Source organism: Phytoactinopolyspora endophytica (assembly GCF_004138495.1).
GTDB classification, from domain to species: domain Bacteria; phylum Actinomycetota; class Actinomycetes; order Jiangellales; family Jiangellaceae; genus Phytoactinopolyspora; species Phytoactinopolyspora endophytica.
This window is the reverse complement of the sequence record NZ_ML142854.1, coordinates 193,708-210,003: the sequence shown is the minus strand read 5'-3', so window position 1 is coordinate 210,003 and position 16,296 is coordinate 193,708. Positions and strand designations below refer to the sequence as shown.

The following is a 16,296-nucleotide window of genomic DNA, read 5'->3' as shown; positions in this document are numbered from 1 at the left end:
GCGGGTCTGGAACCGGGGCCACATGGTCTCCAAGGTCCGGGAGGGCGCCGCCGAGAGTGGTGCGAAGTTCTCGGACTACTTCGACTTCTCCGAGCCACTGACGAAGCTCCCCTCCCACCGGGCGCTCGCCGTCTTCAGGGGCGAGAAAGAGGAGATCCTCGATCTCACGGTGAAGCCCTCTCCCGACGACGACGGCTCCGTCGCCGCGCCCGGCTCACTCAACGGATATGAGTCCGCGATCGCCTCCAGGTTCGGGATCGAGAATCAAGGACGCGCCGCCGACGCCTGGCTGGTCAAGACGGTGCAATGGGCTTGGCGTACCCGGATCATGGTCAACCTCTCGGTGGATCTGCGGATGCGAGTCCGCCAGGCCGCGGAAGAGGAGGCCATCCGGGTGTTCGCCGGCAACCTCCGCGACCTGCTGCTCGCCGCGCCCGCCGGCACCCGCCCCACGATGGGCCTCGACCCGGCCTACCGCACCGGCGTGAAGGTCGCCGTGGTCGATGTCACCGGCAAGGTCGTCGCCACGTCCGCGGTCTATCCGCACAAGCCGCAGGGGCAGTGGAACGAGGCCCTCGTCGTCCTGGAGAAGCTGGCCCGTGAGCATCGGGTGGAGCTGGTCGCCATCGGCAACGGCACGGCATCCCGGGAGACCGACCAGCTCGCCGCCGAGCTGGTGAAGCTCTGCCCAGACCTCAACATGTCCAAGATCATGATCTCCGAGGCCGGCGCCTCGGTCTACTCCGCGTCATCGTTCGCCTCCCGCGAGCTTGGCGACCTGGATGTCTCGCTACGCGGTGCGGTGTCCATCGCCCGGCGCCTGCAGGACCCGCTCGCGGAACTGGTGAAGATCGAGCCGAAGTCGATCGGCGTCGGCCAGTATCAGCACGACCTCTCCGAGAACGACCTCTCGCGTTCCCTGGACGCGGTGGTCGAGGACTGCGTGAACGCCGTCGGCGTCGATCTGAACACCGCGTCCACGCCGCTGCTGGCCCGGGTCTCCGGCATCAGCAGCGGACTGGCGGAGAACATCGTCACCCATCGAGAGTCCAAGGGATCGTTCCGCTCCCGCACAGCGTTGCAGGAGGTGCCGCGGCTCGGGCCGAAGGCGTTCGAGCAGTCCGCGGGGTTCCTGCGGATCCGCGGGGGCGATGAGCCGCTGGACGCCTCGAGCGTGCATCCGGAGTCGTATCCGCTGGCACGCCGGATCGCCGAGGCAGCGGGCGGTGACCTCAAGAGCCTGCTCGGCAGTGAGCGTGCGTTGCGCGGGCTCAAGCCCTCCGACTTCGTCGACGAGACCTACGGCCTGCCCACCGTGACCGACGTCCTCTCGGAGCTGGAGAAGCCGGGCCGGGACCCCCGCCCGTCGTTCAAGACCGCGACCTTCACCGACGGTGTGGAGACCGTCGCCGACCTGAAGCCGGGGATGCGGCTTGAGGGTGTGGTGACCAACGTGGCGGCCTTCGGTGCGTTCGTCGACGTGGGTGTCCACCAAGACGGGCTGGTGCACATCTCGGCGATGTCGCACGAGTTCATCAAGGATCCCCGCGAGGTGGTGAAGCCGGGCGACGTCGTCAAGGTGAAGGTGCTCGAGGTCGACGTTCCGCGCAATCGGATCTCGCTGACACTGCGGCTCGACGACGACGTACCCGGCGCCGGCTCGCAGGGACGACCGTCGTCGGACAAGCGCGGCGAGCGCCGCGGCTCGTCCGGCACCGGCTCGTCATCGGGCACCGGCAACCGCGGAAAGGGCAAGCCTCGCGGAAACCGCGACGCCGGCCGAGGATCCAATCCACAGGGCGCGGTAGCCGATGCGCTGCGCCGCGCCGGTTACCAGCTCCCCAAGGACTGAAGGGCTACGCGCCGGACTCGGAACCCTCGACGCGACCCACTCCCGGCTCACGCACCGTCGGGAAGCTTGCGAGTCGCGACCAACTGTTCGGCGACGTCACGAAGCTTGATGTTGGTGTCCTGCGAGTAGCGACGCAGCACCTCGAAGGCGCGCTGGGCGTCCAGCTCGTACCGCTCCATGAGCAGGCCCTGCGCCTGGCCGATGACGTTCCTCGTCTGCATCGCCTGGCGCAGGCCCGACTCCTCCTGAGCATTGTCGATCGCCACGGCAGCGTGACACGCCAATGCCTCGGCCCGTTCCGCGTCGTCCTTGTCCAGCCCGTCCGGCTCCGAGGCGTAGAGGTTGAGCGTGCCGAGCGTACGACGGCCGGTGAACAGGCACGTGCTCACCGCGCTATGCACACCGAGGCCCGCGGCGATCGGTCCCCACCTGGGCCAACGGCCATCATGGCTGATGTCCCGCACCAGGAATGGCCGGTGAGCCCGTGCCGCGCTGATGCCCGGCCCTTCGTGGAGCACGTCCTGCCACTCGTCGGCCTGCTCCGCCGTCTCATCCGACGCTCCGACCCGCTCCAGCCGGTCGGAGCCATTAACCAGAACCACTCCGCCGTCCTCGGCACCAGTCATCTCGGTCGCAAAGTGGACCACTTGCTGCACTGTCTCGTCGAGCCCGGCCTCTTCCGACAAGCTCCGGGCCATCTCGGCCAACACGGCCGCGTCTAAAGAGCTCACAGCTACCTCCGCCACCACAGTGAAGCTGTCATGTCCGGTTCCGGGTCCGCTGACGTCAAGAACCACGCCCCTCTGATGTCCATGGTGCCCCTCGCACCTGCGCGAGCAAACATGTCAAGCCTGGTCTTTACATGTCTACCTGCTCGTTGGGTACCACGCCAGTGATAACGGCAACCTGATAGGCGGCCCGATGCACATCGGTCGACGCGGACGGACGGAGGTCCGGATGGTCGCGAACAATCTCGCGCGCAACGGTAAGAACACACGGCTGGTGTCGGAGATCTGCCAGCACCCAGGGCCGTTCCTCAGCGTCTACCTCGATGTCCGACGCGACGTCGAGGAGGCCGTGCACCAGCTCAACGTCCGCTGGCGCTCCTCCCGCGAAGAACTTCTCCGGCAGGGCGCCCCACCGGATCTGGTCGAGACCGTGGGGGACCGGATCCTTGCTGAGCAGCACGCGTCCGGTGCGGCGGCCCGGATGGTGGTCGCCGCCGACGGCCGGATCCTGATGGACGACGTCGTCACCGTCCCAGGTGATCACCAGGCGCTCACCTGGGGTCCCCTCCCGGATCTGACCGGCTGGCTCGCCGACCGCAATGCCATGTTGCCGTTGCTCGTCGTACTGGCCGACCGGGAGGGCGCCGAGTTCGAGCGATACGAAGCCTGGCCCGAGACCCCCAAAGCCACCGCCAGTGTCCAGGGCGAAACCGAACACCTGACCAAGGTGGCTGTCGGAGGCTGGTCCCACAAGCGGTACCAGCGCCGGGCGGAGAACGTCTGGCACCGCAATGCAGAGCAGGTGGTGACAGAGATCGAAGAACAGGTCGGGGCGGGCGTGCGGATCGTGGCGCTCGCCGGTGACGTGCGTGCCCAGAGGGAGATCCATCAATCGGTCAGCGAGCGAACCCGAGCGCTGCTGGTGGACTTGGAGAGCGGTAGCCGAGCCGCCGGCGCGTCCCGTGAAGCCCTCGATCATGCCGTCGACCAAGCGATCCGGAACGTCGTCATCACCGACCATCTCGAGGCCATCCGAGAGTTGGAGCAGGAAGCAGGGCGGCAGGGCGCCGCCGCGATCGGGCTCGACGACGTGCTCCCGAAACTGGTGCAGGGACAGGTCCGCACCGTCTTCATCACACCCGACACCGCCGCGGCCCGCACCGTTCGCCCGGGTGGCCACCCGGGCATCCCGCTGCCCAAGGGTGCATTGGAGCAGGACGCGGTGCGCGCCGATCTTGCCGTGCTCTGCGCAGCGGTGGCGACAGACGCCGAAGTCCTGGTCGGACCGTGGAAGTTCTCCGACGATGGGGTCGCGGCAATCCTGCGCTGGTAAGCATGGCGACTGGCAGCCGGCCAGCTCACGGCCGCCCGGAGCCGCCCTGGTCAGCCTCATCGTGCCTGTCTGGTCAGCCTCGTTGTGCCTGTTCCACGAAGTCGCGACGCGGTTCGTGCACCTCACCGACCGCGACCACCTGCCGCGGGAACACCGAGTCGAGCAGCCAGTCGGCCAGTACGCGAGCCTTGCGGTTCGCCGTCGGCATCTGCGACAGGTGGTACAGCCGGTGCATCGTCCAGGCGGGCATCCCCCTGAACTTGGCTCCGTATACCTCTGCGACACCTTGGTGCAGGCCGAGTGTGGCGACGGCGCCGGAACTGCGGTGTGAGAACGTGCGCACCGGCCGCCCACGCAGGATGGCCCGGACATTGTCCGCCAGAACCTTGCCCTGGCGGACCGCGTGCTGTGCCGTAGGCGGGCAGGTCGCACCCGGATCGTCACTGCTCAGGTCCGGCACCGCAGCACAGTCACCGGCAGCGAGTACGTTCGGAACCCCTCTGACCTGCAAGGAGGGCAAACATTCCACGCGAGAAAGCTCGTCCTGCGAGAAGCCAGAGTCGGCGACGAGCGGGGACGCGGCCACACCCGTCGTCCACACCACCGTGTCCGAGTCGAACTCGGTACCGTCGGACAGGACGACATGGCCGCCCTCCATGCTCTCCACGGTCGTCTCCAGACGGACCTCGATCGCGCGCTTGCGCAGCACACCGACCGTGTACTCGGCGAGCGAGCGTCCGACCTCCGGCATGATGCGATCGACTGCCTCGACCAAGATCCATCGCATCTCGCTGGCATCGACCGAACCGTAGTAGCGACGAGCGGCGAACCGTGCCATGTCCTCCAGCTCGCCGAGAGCCTCCACGCCCGCGTAGCCGCCGCCCACGAACATAAAGGTCAGAAGCTTGGCGCGATGTGCCGGATCGAGAGTGCTGGCGGCTCGGTCCAGTCGCGAGAGGACATGGTTGCGCAGGTATACCGCTTCTCCGAGGGTGGTGAAGCCGACGGCTTGATCCTCCAGCCCGGGCACCGGCAGAGTCTTGGACACCGAGCCGACGGCCAGGACAAGGAAGTCGTAGCCGAGGTCCACCTTGTGACCGTCCGGCATGCTCACCCGCACCGATCGACGCTCAGCGTCGATCTCCGTAGCGTTGCCGGTCAATACTTGGCAACGCTTGAGCATCGCCCGCAGCGGCGCCGCGACGTGCCGCGGTTCGATGGCGCCCGCGGCGGCCTCCGGCAGGAACGGCTGGTACGTCATATACGGGCGCGGATCGACGACGGTGATCGACGCCTCATCTCGACGGAGCTTGGATTGCAGTCGTAGCGCTGTGTACAGGCCGGCGTATCCGGCGCCCAGGATGAGGACTCGCGGGCGCATAGAAGCGTCAACAGTCATCTCACGCGCTTACCCGCGGGCTGCGGCCGCAAACGGGAACGATGCGAGGAGAGGCTCAGGGCCCTCCGCGATCTCACGGACACCGCTTCAGACGTTCAGCACGACCTTGATGCAGCCGTCCGACTTCTTCTGGAACATCTCGTAAGCCGACGGCGCTTCGGCGAGCGGCAGCTGGTGGGTGGCGAAGTCGTCGACGCCGAAGACGTCGTTCTCGCCGAGCAGCGCGAGCAGCTCGCCGGTCCACCGTCGCACGTGCGCCTGCCCCATCCGTATCTGCAGGCCCCTGTCGAACATCTCCAGCATCGGCATCGGATCAAGCATGCCGCCGTACACACCGCTGATCGACACCGTGCCGCCCCGTCTCGTCGCTCGTATCGAAGTGTGCAGCGCATCGAGGCGGTCGATGCCGTACCGGTCGGCGAGCGGTTCCGCAACGGCGTCGGGCAGCATGTTCACCACAGACTGGAGCAACTTCGCGCCCCGCGAGCCGTGTGCCTCCATCCCGACCGCGTCGATCGTCGCGTCCGGTCCACGCCCATCCGCCATGGTCACGAGATGTTCAGCAACGTCGTCGACCTGGGTGGTGTCGACCACGTCGATTCCGAAAGTTGACGCACGAGCCAGCCGCTCCGGCACCGAGTCCACCCCGATCACCCGGCGCGCACCCCGATATTTGGCGATCCTGGTGGCGAACTGTCCCACCGGCCCCAGTCCCAGGACGGCGACGGTGCTGCCGTCGCCTACCCCCGCGTACTGCACCGCCTGCCAGGCCGTGGGGAGGATGTCCGACAGATACAGCCAATGCTGATCGAGGCCCCATTCGGGAACCGGGATGGGGCCGAAATGAGCCATCGGCACACGCAGCAGTTCAGCTTGGGCACCCGCCACCGATCCGTAGAGACGGGTGTAGCCGAAGAGTGCGGCACCCTTGCCGTGTTCACGTACCTGTGTGGTCTCACACTGGGCGTACAGCTGCTGATCGCACATGAAGCACCGGCCGCAGGAGATATTGAACGGGACGACCACGCGGTCTCCGGGCCGGATGTGCGTCACATCGGAACCGACCTCCTCGACCACACCGATGGCCTCGTGTCCCAGGATGTCGCCTTCATCCAAGAACGGGCTCAGAACCTCATACAGATGCAAGTCAGACCCGCAGATCGCGGTCGACGTGACATCGATGACCGCATCGGTGGGTTCCTCGATCCGCGGATCGGGCACGTCTTCGACCCGGACGTCTCGCTTACCGTGCCACGTCAGTGCCTTCATGGACGCTTCCCTCCGTGCGTCGTCGCAGCTCGTCGCCGTGCCGATACCCGCACCGCGTGGCGGCAAACGGCGGCGTGAACGTCGTAGTCCAGCGTCATCACCGCGCGACTGGGTATTAGGACATACAAGGACGATCGACGCAGGGAACGGTGATGGCAAAGAACATCTTCGTACTTGGACTCGATGAGCTGAACGCGGAGACGCTCTCCAGTCTCCCCGATGCTGACGAGTACCGCTTCCATCAGCTGCTCCATCCAGACGACCTGCTGACCAAGGACATCCGGCTTCCGACACTGCTCGCCTCCGCCGAGCGCCAGCTCTATGCCTTCGACGGGCCGATCGACGCCATCGTCGGGTATTGGGACTTCCCGGTGAGCTCGCTGGTGCCGATCCTCTGCGAGCGCTTTGGCACCATCGGGCCGAGCCTCGAAGCGGTGGTGAAGTGCGAACACAAGTACTGGAGCCGCACTGAGCAACAGAAGGTGGTCGACGAGCACCCACGGTTCGCGCTCCTCGACCCCCAACAGGGCACGGTGCCGCCACCGGAGATGGATTATCCGTTCTGGATCAAGCCGGTGAAGTCCGTCAGCTCGGCGCTGGCCTACCGGGTCCGTAACAGCTACGAGTTCGAGTCTGCGTTGGAGTCCATCCGGGAAGGCATCGATTGGATGGGCACTCCGTTCCAGTACGTGCTCGACCACATCGACACGCCGCCCGAGATCGGCGAGAGCGGCCGGTGCTGTCTCGCCGAGGAGGACGTCACCGGGCTGCAGCTGACCGTCGAGGGATACGTGCGCAACGGAGACGTTCACGTCTATGGAGTCGTCGGCTCGATCACATACCCGGACACCTCCTGCTTCCTGCGCTACCAGTATCCGGCGGCGTTTCCCCCACACGTCAGCGGCCGGCTCACAGAGGTCACCAAGCGGGTGATTACCCAGGTCGGGCTGGACAACTCGACGCTGAACATCGAGTTCTTCTGGGACCCGGCACGCGACGCCCTGAACATACTGGAGATCAACCCCAGGCATTCCCAGTCGCATGCCCGGCTCTTCCAGATGGTCGACGGCGTACCCAACCACCACGCGATGATCAGCCTGGCCCTGGATCGGGACCCGAAGCTACAGCACGGACAGGGCAAGCACCGGGTAGCCGCCAAGTGGTTCGTCCGCCGCTTCGCCGACGGCCTGGTCACCCGAGTGCCGACGGACGAGGAAGTGGCACGTGTGGAGCGGGAGATCCCGTCGACCACGGTGAGCCTCGTGGTCGACGAGGGACAGAGGCTGTCCGACCTGACTCATCAGGACAGCTACAGCTATGAGCTCGCCCTGGTCTTCATCGGCGCCGACAGCGAGGACGAGCTCATCGCCAAGTACGAACGTTGCGTGGACGCGCTGCCGTTCACCTTCGACGAATAGCCGCCATCACATTGAAGGACCCACGTACCAGCAAGACACAGGAAGGGAGACCATGCGTACCGCCACGTCTCTGCCTGAGGAAATTCGGGAGGACGACGAGCTCTGGATACCGATGCCGGATGGGACCCGGCTGGCCGCCCGGACATGGCGGCCGGTTTCCTCCGACGACGAGCCAGTCCCCGCGGTACTGGAGTTCATCCCGTACCGGCAGCGGGATCTGACCGCCTCCCGGGACTCCGTCAACCACAGGTATCTGGCGGCACACGGTTATGCCTGCGTGCGCGCGGACCTCCGCGGAAGCGGAGACTCCGAAGGCATCCTGACCGGCGAGTACCTGGAACGCGAGCTCAACGACGCCGAACGGATCCTGGAATGGATGGCCGACCAGCCCTGGTGCGACGGTCACCTCGGAATGATGGGCATCTCGTGGGGTGGGTTCAACGCGTTACAGGTGGCGGCCCGTCGCCCGCCAAGCCTCGATGCGATCGTGACGATCTGCTCGAGCGACGACCGGTACGCGGACGACGTGCACTACATGGGCGGTTGCCTGCTCAGCGACAACCTGTCCTGGGCGTCGACGATGTTCGCCTACACGTCGTGCCCGCCGGATCCGGCTGTGGTCGGCGACCGCTGGCGGGAGATGTGGCACGACCGGCTCAACGGTAGCGGGCTGTGGCTGGAGGACTGGCTGCGCCACCAGCACCGGGACGGCTTCTGGCGGCACGGCTCGGTCTGCGAGGACTACGACGCCGTCCAGTGTCCCGTCTTCGCGGTCAGCGGCTGGGCCGACGGCTATTCCAACGCGGTTCTGCGGATGCTCGAACGGCTCGACGTGCCACGCAAGGGCCTGATCGGCCCGTGGTCGCACAAGTACCCGCATTTCGGCCAGCCCGGCCCGGCCATCGGATTTCTGCAGGAGCTGGTCCGCTGGTGGGACTACTGGCTGAAGGGCGTGGAGAACAGCGTGATGAAAGAACCCATGCTCCGCATCTGGATGCAGGAGAGCGTGCCGCCGTCGACCGCATACCAGGAACGGCCGGGCCGCTGGGTGGGAGAGGTCGAGTGGCCGTCCGCGAAGATCGAGCAGTTGGAGCGCCAGTTCAGCCGCTACCGGCTCGCATCGCCGGGTGAGCCGCTCGACGCGCAGCCGCTGACCATCGAGTCACCGCTCTCCGTGGGCCAGTTCGCCGGTAAGTGGTGTTCGTACAACGCGCCGCCGGATCTGCCGTACGACCAGCGCGAGGAGGACGGCGGGGCCATCGTCTTCGACAGCGACGAACTGGACGAACGATGGGAGATACTGGGCACCCCGACCGTCAATCTGGAGTTCAGCGTCAGCGAACCGGTCGCCCAGGTGGCGGTCCGGTTGTCCGACGTGGCCCCGGACGGCCGTGCCACCAGGGTGAGCTTTGGATTGCTGAACCTCAACCATTTGGCGGGGCACGACGCTCCCGAACCGCTGGAACCGGGGCGTCGCTACCAGGTACCGGTCAATCTCAACGGGATGGCGCACGCGTTCCCTCCCGGGCACCAGGTCCGGGTGGCGGTGTCCACGTCCTACTGGCCGCTGGCGTGGCCACCGCCGGTGCCGGTGCAGATGACCGTCTACCCGGAGGGCAGCAGCCTCGAACTCCCGATCCGACCCGCCGACGAGCCCGACGATGTCGATCTGCACCCCTTCGACGAGCCCGAAGGGTCGGTTCCGATCACCACGACGACGCTCCGCACGGGAGAACACAGGTGGAGGGTGTCCCGCGACCTGATCGACTACCGATCGATGCTCGAGGTGGTCAAGGATCTGGGAACCGTACGGTTCGAGGACATCGAGTTGGACGTCGCCCGGCGCGCCGAGGAGTACTACACCTGGGTGGACAACGACTTCGAGACCGTGTGCGGTGAGGTGATCTGGACGATGGGCTTCGCCCGCGACGGTTGGGACGTCCGTACGGTCACCCGTACTACCCTGACCTCCACACCGACCCATTTCCATCTGCACGCAGAGCTCAACGCCTACGAGGGAGGGCAGCGGGTCGCCGCCCGCAATTGGGACACCGCGATCGCCCGAGACCACGTCTAGACGCCGCCATCCCATGATCATCAACGGCTGATCCGGTCGTGGTGCGGCCAACCGTTGATGATCACCGGGGAGCTAGTGCCCCTGGCTGACAGTGCGTTCGGCGAGGTAGGAACGCACGGCCGAGACGATGGCGCCACGGTCGATGCCGGCCATCCGCAGCTGCTCCTCGGGAGAGGCGGAGCCGGGCATGTCCCGCACGGCCAGCTTGATGACCGTCGGCGCCGGAACGCCGCCGGCGAACGCGTCGAACACGGCGTCACCCAGCCCGCCCTCGGCCCAATGGTCCTCGACGGTGACCAGGCAGCCGGTCTCCTCGGCGGCGGCCCGTACGGTGAACGCGTCGACAGGCTTAATCGAGTACAGGTCGATCACCCGGGCCTGTATGCCTTCTCCCTCCAGCTCATCCGCCGCGGCCAATGATTCGTGGACAGTGACTCCAGAGCCGATCAGGGTCACCACGTCGTCCGACGACGAGCGCAGCACCCGGCTGCCACCGATCGGGAAGTCCTCATCCGGGCCGTAGATCACCGGAGTGTCGCCGCGGCACGTCCGCAGGTAGGAAATGCCAGAGCGGTCGGCCATCTCGGACACGAGCGCCGCCGTCTGGTTGCCGTCGCACGGCTGCAGCACCGTACTCGAATGAACGGCGCGCAGCGATGCGACGTCTTCCAGCCCCATCTGTGACGGGCCGTCCTGACCGATCGCCACGCCGGCATGGGAGCCGACCAACTTCAGGTCGGCACGCCCGATCGCCGCCATCCGGATGAAGTCGTACGCGCGGGAAAGGAAGGCGGCAAAGGTCGCCGCGAAGGGGACCCAGCCCCGGACCTGCATACCGACCGCAGCGGCCAGCATCTGCTGCTCCGCGATGTAGAACTCGAAATACCGGTCCGGGTGCTCCTTCGCGAAGTACTGCAGCCGCGTCGAGTCGGAGACCTCGGCATCGAGCCCTACGACCTCTGGCCTCGCGTGCCCGAGGGCGGTGAGCGCCTCACCGAATGCGTTGCGGGTCGCGACCTTGTCACCCACGCTGTATGACGGCGGCTCGTACCTGGCGGGCTCGCCGAAGCTGTGCGGCAACGCGGTGTAGGGCGGCTTGGTCACGCCGACCCGAATCTCCCGTACGCCCCCGAGCTCGGTGATGGCCTCGTCGGCGTCCGGCACCGGCTTACCGTGCTTGCCCTCCTGGTCCGCGACCGAGGCCACGCCTGCGCCCTTGGTCGTGCGGGCGAGGATCGCAGTGGGCTTCGCCGAGGTGGTCGCAGCCGCGTACGCCTGGTCGATCTGGTGCATGTCATGACCGTCGATCTCGATCGTGTTCCAGCCATGGGCCTCGATCCGCCGTGCATAGGCGGCGGTATCCCAGCCGTACCTCGTCGGTCCGCGCTGTCCCAGGCGGTTGACGTCCACGATCGCGGTCAGCTTGTCCAGCGCCTCGTAGCCCGCGTGCTCGAACGCCTCCCACATCGACCCCTCGGCGAGCTCGCTGTCACCGCAGAGCACCCACACTCGGTAGGGCATACGGTCCAGAAGCTTGCCGGTCAGGGCTAGTCCGCTCCCAACGGGCAGCCCTTGCCCGAGCGCGCCGGTGGCCACCTCTACCCACGGCAGCCTGGGGGTGGGGTGTCCCTCCAGCCGGCTGCCGAGCGCACGGTACGTGACCAACTCATCGTCGCTGATGGCCCCAGCCGCCTTATACATCGCATACAACAAGGGCGACGCATGGCCTTTGGAGAAGATGAGATGATCATTGTCGGGGTTGGCAGCGTCGTCGAAGTCATAACAGTAGTAACGCGCGAGCAAGACAGCCATCAGATCCGCCGCGGAGAGCGACGACGTCGGATGGCCCGAACTTGCCACCTCGGAACACCGAACGGCGTCGACGCGGAGCTGCTGGGCCAGTTCTGTCAGATCAGCCAGGTTTCCATCGCTCACGTCCTGAGCCGTACCCAGATTCGCCGCGGCTGATTCAACCCATGAGAATAGAAATTATGGCCCACGGCGCGGACGACCCTGTACCTACCCGGAGATGGCCCCGCCGGGTGTACGAGGTGGGCGACGAACCCGACCCGAGATTCACCTTCGCCAATGAGCGGACATTCCTCGCCTGGATACGGACCGCGCTGGCGCTCGTCGCCGCGGGTATCGCGTTGGAGGCCCTGGAGATCCCCGCGCGTACGGGCGTCCGCCTCACCCTGGTGCTCACGCTGGCGCTGCTCGGTGCCATCAGCAGTTCGGTCGCGTTCTTCCGCTGGGCCCGGGCGGAGCGTGCGTTGCGTCAGTCGAAGCCGCTGCCGTCACCGGCGCTCGCTCCCATCCTGGCGTTGGGTCTCGCCGTCGTGGCCGTCGTCATCAGCGTCGTCTTCATCACGTCCGTATGAGCCGCGACCGCACGGACGAGCGGACGTTCGACCCAGGGGCGCAGAACGAGCGCACCGCGCTCGCGTGGACCCGGACAGGCCTTGCGCTGCTGCTGGCCGTGGTTCTCGCCAGCCGGCTGACCGCCGAACCGCTAGGTCTCGCGGCGCTGGCATTCGGGCTGGTCGTGGCACCTATCGCGGTAGCCATCCTCGTCCTGGCCCGACGGCGCTACGGCGCGGCGCATCGGTCGCTGCACGTGGCTCAGCCGCTTCCCGACGGCAGGCTCCCGGCCCTTGCGACCACGGTCACGGTGCTGCTCGCCTTGCTGGAGATCGTGTTCGCCGTCGCCGGGGCGGCAAACCTTCCCGGTTGAGAGCGCAAGAATCCGGTCAACCAGATGTCTGAACGGTGAAAGCGCCACGACTGGGTAGTGAGCCGTAAAGGATGCCGCCGGGCCGCCCCGGCGGACACATTCTCATTGCCGAGTGCTTGGAGCATCCCATGCTTGTTCTGACGAACAATGCGGTATCGGCCATCCGGGGGTTGTCGCAGGACCCGGTCGGCATTGAACACGCTGGGCTACGCATCTCCTCCGCTGCAGACACGAACGGCACGACCGACCTCACCGCGGCGATCAGCTCCGGGCCCGAGCCGGACGACGAGGTCGTCGAGATCGACGGGGCACGCGTCTACGTCAGCCCCCTGGCGGCGCCCGCCCTGGAGGACATGGTGCTGGACGCCGAGCCCTTGGAGCACGGTGAGGTCCGGTTCGAGCTCATGCCGCAGTCGATCTGATCCGCCACCGACGCAGGAGGCACGAACGGGCACCCTCACCCTCGGTTCAACTCAGCGAGACGAGCGCCGACGTCGCGCAGAGATGCCCGCAACGAGGGTGGGTCCAGCACCTCCACGCCCGGGGCCAGCGCAATCAGCTGGGTGGCGGCGACGTTCTCGCCTTCGGTCGGGAGGGTGACCTCCCGCCAGCCGTCCGCGTCGGGAGGCCCGGCCGATGCCGTGGCTGCCTCCACAGAGGCGACGCTGACATGGTGGCGGAGGAACCGGAACGCATGGGCAGACAGCCTCACGCGACAGGTGAACCGCAGCAGGGACCGGTCGAACTCGGCCGCCGAGGCGGCCCACCACTCGGCCAGGTCGAAGTCCGGCGGACGGACGACCGGTTCGTCATGAGAGGCGGCAGTCAGGATCCGGCCCACCCGGTAGGTCCTGATCTGTCCTTCGTTCGCCGCGACGACGTACCAGGTGCCCGCCTTGAGCACGAGCCCCAGCGGGTCGAGGCGACGCTCCACTGCCTGCTCGCCCCGTCGGTAGGTGATGTCCAGCTGCCGTCCGGACCAGACCGACTCCGCCACCGTTCCCAGGTGGTCCGGTGTCTCCTCCTTGCCGAACCAGCCTGGGGCGTCGAGGTGGAACCGCTCGCGCAGGCGGCTTGCCCGGCCCCGCAGCTCAGGCGGCAGCGTCGCGATCACCTTCGACTCCGCTGCCGTCAAGACCGCCCCAAGTCCCAGGTCGGAGACGGCCGACGGCGCACCGGCCAGAAACAGCGCGGCCGCCTCGTCGCCGGTCAGCCCATCGAGGCGGGTCCGCCATCCCTCCACCAGCCGGATACCACCGCCCGGACCAGGTTCGGCCCACAACGGCACCCCAGCCGACTGCAGCGCGGCGATGTCCCGGTAGACGGTGCGGACCGAGACCTCGAGCTCCTCGGCTAGGGCGGACGCCGTGACCCCCCTCCGCTGCTGCAGCAGGAACAGGATGGACATCAATCGGCTCGCTCGCATATCTGAAGAATCTACGGCAAGACACTGACACAAGATGTCAGGGATAGGACGCAACACTGGTCGCATGGCAACCTGGAAACAGTTCTCCGAAGAAGCGCCAGAACTCGCCAAAGCAGTCCGCGCCCGGCTCGAGTTCACCAAGCATCATGTACTGGCCACGCTGCGCGGCAACGGCGCTCCCCGGGTCAGCGGCACCGAGGTCGACTTTCACAGGGGCCACCTGACCATCGGCTCGATGCTCAACGCGGTCAAGGCCAAGGACCTGCAACGAGACCCGCGGTACGCGATCCACTCGAACCCCGGCGACGGCTCCATGGAGGGCGGCGACGCGAAGATCTCCGGACGCGCGATCGAGGTACCCGCCGAGCGGTTCGGCGAGTACCTCGAGCACGCCATCGATGCACCCGGGCAGTTTCATCTGTTCCTGATGGAGATCGACGATGTCGTCCTGGCCAGCCTGAACGAGAACCGTACCGGCATGCTCATTCAGCTCTGGCGTCCAGGCCGGCCGATCCAGACCTTCGAGCGCAAGGATTGACCACCCTCCGGTGATCATGAACAGTAACCGTTCATATAGCACGGTTACTGTTCGTGATCATGGAGAAGTCGGGTTGGTCAGCTGACCGGCTGCAGATCCTTCTCCGCTGCTGCTGGTAGGTGGACCTCCGGCTGACCTTCGACGTGCAGCTGGGGAATCCGGCGTTCCCACGACGACGGCAGCCACCAGTTCCGGCGACCGAACAGGTGCATCACCGCCGGCACCAGCAACATCCGCACCACCGTGGCGTCGACCAGGATCGCCGCCGCCATCCCCACGCCGATCACCTTGAGGAACACCTCATCGCTCGGGATGAACGCGGCGAACACCGCGACCATGATCGCAGCGGCCGCGGTGATCACCCTGCCGGTGCCGGTGAGCCCGTCCACGATGGCACGGGTGTTGCTGCCGGTCCGCATCCAGGACTCGCGCATACGACTGATCAAGAACACCTCGTAGTCCATGGACAGGCCGAAGAGGACGGCGAAGATCAGCACCGGTATGAACGCCGGCATCGGCGTCGCGGTGTCGATCCCGATCAGCTGGCCGAACCAGCCTCCTTCCAGCGCCAGCGCGACGACGCCATAGGCGGCCGCGACCGAGAGCAGGTTCATCACCGCCGCCGTGATCGGGATGACGATGCTACGGAAGGCCACCAGGAGCAGCACCATGGACAGCAGCACCACCCCGCCGATCAGCAGCGGCAGCCGGTCGACGACGTTGTCCGTGGAGTCGATGTTCGTCGCGTTCAGCCCGCCGACGTAGACGTCGAGCCCGGAACCCTCGGTGGCGGCGGGGAGCACCTCGTCGCGCAGCGTGTGCACCAGCTCTTCGGTGGCGTCGTCCTGCGGTCCCGTCGCCGGGATGACGGTGAACACGGCGGTGTCACCGGACTCGTTGAGTACGGGCGGCGTCACCGACGCCACGCCTTCAGTGGCCGTGATCTCCTGGGCGACAGCTTCCACGGTGTCGCCGCCGGACGCCGAGAGGTCGGCGGCCAGGAGCAGCAGGCCGTTGGCACCGGCACCGAACCCCTCCGTGGTCATGTCGTACGCCTGCCGGCCGGAGTTCCCCTCGGCATCGTTGCCGGCGTCCGGGAATCCGAACTGGGCACCGAGGAACGGTGCGGCGAGCGCGAGCAGGGCGGCGACGCCGGCGACGGCGGCGATGACGCGATGCCGTTCGACCTGGCGGCCCCACCACGTCCAGCCGCGAGACGGCTCGACGTGTCCACCGTCGGACACCTGGGCCGTCCGCCGACGGCCGAACGGTAGCCGCAGCCGGTCGATACGGTTGCCCAGGTAGCCGAGGATGGCGGGGAAGAGCGTCACGGCGGCGGCCATCACGACCAGCACGGCGACGATCGTCACCGCGGCTGCCCCGCGCATGAACGAGATCCCCATGGCGAACAGGCCGAGCATGCTGACGACGACGGTGGTACCGGCCACCATGACGGCGCGGCCGGCCGTGTCCAGAGTCGCTATGGTGGCTCGCTCGGAGTCGAGCCCCACCGCGCGCCACT

General features: G+C 67.0%; 14 protein-coding genes. 8 read left to right on the top strand and 6 right to left on the bottom strand.

What is annotated here, in order from left to right; genetic code table 11:
• On the top strand, window positions 1–1,852 hold a 1,852-nt coding region (locus tag ELR45_RS14030), incomplete at its 5' end, for a helix-hairpin-helix domain-containing protein (RefSeq protein ID WP_240759695.1).
• A gap of 47 nt (window positions 1,853–1,899) precedes the next feature.
• Here ELR45_RS14030 and ELR45_RS14025 read toward each other — a convergent pair.
• Window positions 1,900–2,583: a GAF and ANTAR domain-containing protein gene (locus ELR45_RS14025; RefSeq protein WP_129666959.1), complete on the bottom strand. Its 684-nt coding sequence runs from the start codon at window positions 2,581–2,583 to the stop codon at window positions 1,900–1,902.
• 226 nt (window positions 2,584–2,809) lie between these two features.
• Here ELR45_RS14025 and ELR45_RS14020 point away from each other — a divergent pair, with 226 nt between their 5' ends.
• Window positions 2,810–3,913 carry a baeRF2 domain-containing protein gene (locus ELR45_RS14020; RefSeq protein WP_129666957.1) on the top strand — a complete coding sequence of 368 codons (1,104 nt, stop codon included), beginning with the start codon at window positions 2,810–2,812 and terminating at the stop codon, window positions 3,911–3,913.
• A gap of 73 nt (window positions 3,914–3,986) precedes the next feature.
• Here ELR45_RS14020 and ELR45_RS14015 read toward each other — a convergent pair whose 3' ends face one another.
• Window positions 3,987–5,312 carry an NAD(P)/FAD-dependent oxidoreductase gene (locus ELR45_RS14015; protein ID WP_205856572.1) on the bottom strand — a complete coding sequence of 442 codons (1,326 nt, stop codon included), beginning with the start codon at window positions 5,310–5,312 and terminating at the stop codon, window positions 3,987–3,989.
• An 87-nt stretch (window positions 5,313–5,399) separates the two neighbouring features.
• A complete protein-coding gene (locus ELR45_RS14010; RefSeq protein ID WP_129666955.1) occupies window positions 5,400–6,581 on the bottom strand; it encodes a zinc-dependent alcohol dehydrogenase in 1,182 nt (393 codons plus the stop codon).
• A 152-nt stretch (window positions 6,582–6,733) separates the two neighbouring features.
• Here ELR45_RS14010 and ELR45_RS14005 point away from each other — a divergent pair, with 152 nt between their 5' ends.
• Window positions 6,734–7,999, top strand: a complete 1,266-nt coding sequence (locus ELR45_RS14005) for an ATP-grasp domain-containing protein (RefSeq protein WP_129666953.1) — start codon at window positions 6,734–6,736, stop codon at window positions 7,997–7,999.
• Window positions 8,000–8,051: 52 nt separating this feature from the next.
• The gene (locus tag ELR45_RS14000) at window positions 8,052–10,076 is read left to right on the top strand and encodes a CocE/NonD family hydrolase (protein WP_129666951.1); all 2,025 of its coding nucleotides are present in this window, start codon (window positions 8,052–8,054) and stop codon (window positions 10,074–10,076) included.
• A 72-nt stretch (window positions 10,077–10,148) separates the two neighbouring features.
• Here the strand turns inward: ELR45_RS14000 and ELR45_RS13995 are convergent, their stop codons facing one another.
• Entirely contained in the window at window positions 10,149–12,011 is a 1,863-nt protein-coding gene (locus ELR45_RS13995) for a transketolase (protein WP_205856571.1), read from the bottom strand.
• Window positions 12,012–12,052: 41 nt separating this feature from the next.
• Here ELR45_RS13995 and ELR45_RS13990 point away from each other — a divergent pair, with 41 nt between their 5' ends.
• The 3 genes from ELR45_RS13990 to ELR45_RS13980 all read left to right on the top strand — a co-directional run bounded on the left by ELR45_RS13990 (window position 12,053) and on the right by ELR45_RS13980 (window position 13,232).
• On the top strand, window positions 12,053–12,457 hold the full coding sequence (locus ELR45_RS13990; RefSeq protein WP_240759694.1) for a YidH family protein: 405 nt from the start codon (window positions 12,053–12,055) through the stop codon (window positions 12,455–12,457).
• Window positions 12,454–12,810: a DUF202 domain-containing protein gene (locus tag ELR45_RS13985; protein ID WP_129666949.1), complete on the top strand. Its 357-nt coding sequence runs from the start codon at window positions 12,454–12,456 to the stop codon at window positions 12,808–12,810. The genes ELR45_RS13990 and ELR45_RS13985 overlap by 4 nt, the downstream gene beginning before the upstream one ends.
• A 128-nt stretch (window positions 12,811–12,938) precedes the next feature.
• Window positions 12,939–13,232 carry an iron-sulfur cluster assembly accessory protein gene (locus tag ELR45_RS13980; RefSeq protein WP_129666947.1) on the top strand — a complete coding sequence of 98 codons (294 nt, stop codon included), beginning with the start codon at window positions 12,939–12,941 and terminating at the stop codon, window positions 13,230–13,232.
• 35 nt (window positions 13,233–13,267) lie between these two features.
• Here ELR45_RS13980 and ELR45_RS13975 read toward each other — a convergent pair whose 3' ends face one another.
• Window positions 13,268–14,236, bottom strand: a complete 969-nt coding sequence (locus tag ELR45_RS13975) for a helix-turn-helix transcriptional regulator (RefSeq protein WP_129666945.1) — start codon at window positions 14,234–14,236, stop codon at window positions 13,268–13,270.
• A 64-nt stretch (window positions 14,237–14,300) separates the two neighbouring features.
• Between ELR45_RS13975 and ELR45_RS13970 the strand changes: the two genes are divergently transcribed.
• Window positions 14,301–14,774, top strand: a complete 474-nt coding sequence (locus tag ELR45_RS13970; protein WP_129666943.1) for a pyridoxamine 5'-phosphate oxidase family protein — start codon at window positions 14,301–14,303, stop codon at window positions 14,772–14,774.
• 77 nt (window positions 14,775–14,851) lie between these two features.
• Here ELR45_RS13970 and ELR45_RS35200 read toward each other — a convergent pair.
• A partial coding sequence (locus ELR45_RS35200) for an MMPL family transporter (RefSeq protein WP_165367765.1) occupies window positions 14,852–16,296 on the bottom strand: 1,445 nt, incomplete at its 5' end.

What these genes read in the sequence shown, in the direction of transcription:
- ELR45_RS14015 (WP_205856572.1), bottom strand. Translation starts at nt 5,312, where the DNA reads ATGACTGTTGACGCTTCTATGCGCCCGCGAGTCCTCATCCTGGGCGCC.
- ELR45_RS13970 (WP_129666943.1), top strand. Translation starts at nt 14,301, where the DNA reads ATGGCAACCTGGAAACAGTTCTCCGAAGAAGCGCCAGAACTCGCCAAA.
- ELR45_RS13985 (WP_129666949.1), top strand. Translation starts at nt 12,454, where the DNA reads ATGAGCCGCGACCGCACGGACGAGCGGACGTTCGACCCAGGGGCGCAG.
- ELR45_RS14020 (WP_129666957.1), top strand. Translation starts at nt 2,810, where the DNA reads ATGGTCGCGAACAATCTCGCGCGCAACGGTAAGAACACACGGCTGGTG.
- ELR45_RS13980 (WP_129666947.1), top strand. Translation starts at nt 12,939, where the DNA reads ATGCTTGTTCTGACGAACAATGCGGTATCGGCCATCCGGGGGTTGTCG.
- ELR45_RS13975 (WP_129666945.1), bottom strand. Translation starts at nt 14,236, where the DNA reads ATGCGAGCGAGCCGATTGATGTCCATCCTGTTCCTGCTGCAGCAGCGG.
- ELR45_RS14010 (WP_129666955.1), bottom strand. Translation starts at nt 6,581, where the DNA reads ATGAAGGCACTGACGTGGCACGGTAAGCGAGACGTCCGGGTCGAAGAC.
- ELR45_RS13990 (WP_240759694.1), top strand. Translation starts at nt 12,053, where the DNA reads ATGAGAATAGAAATTATGGCCCACGGCGCGGACGACCCTGTACCTACC.
- ELR45_RS14005 (WP_129666953.1), top strand. Translation starts at nt 6,734, where the DNA reads ATGGCAAAGAACATCTTCGTACTTGGACTCGATGAGCTGAACGCGGAG.
- ELR45_RS14000 (WP_129666951.1), top strand. Translation starts at nt 8,052, where the DNA reads ATGCGTACCGCCACGTCTCTGCCTGAGGAAATTCGGGAGGACGACGAG.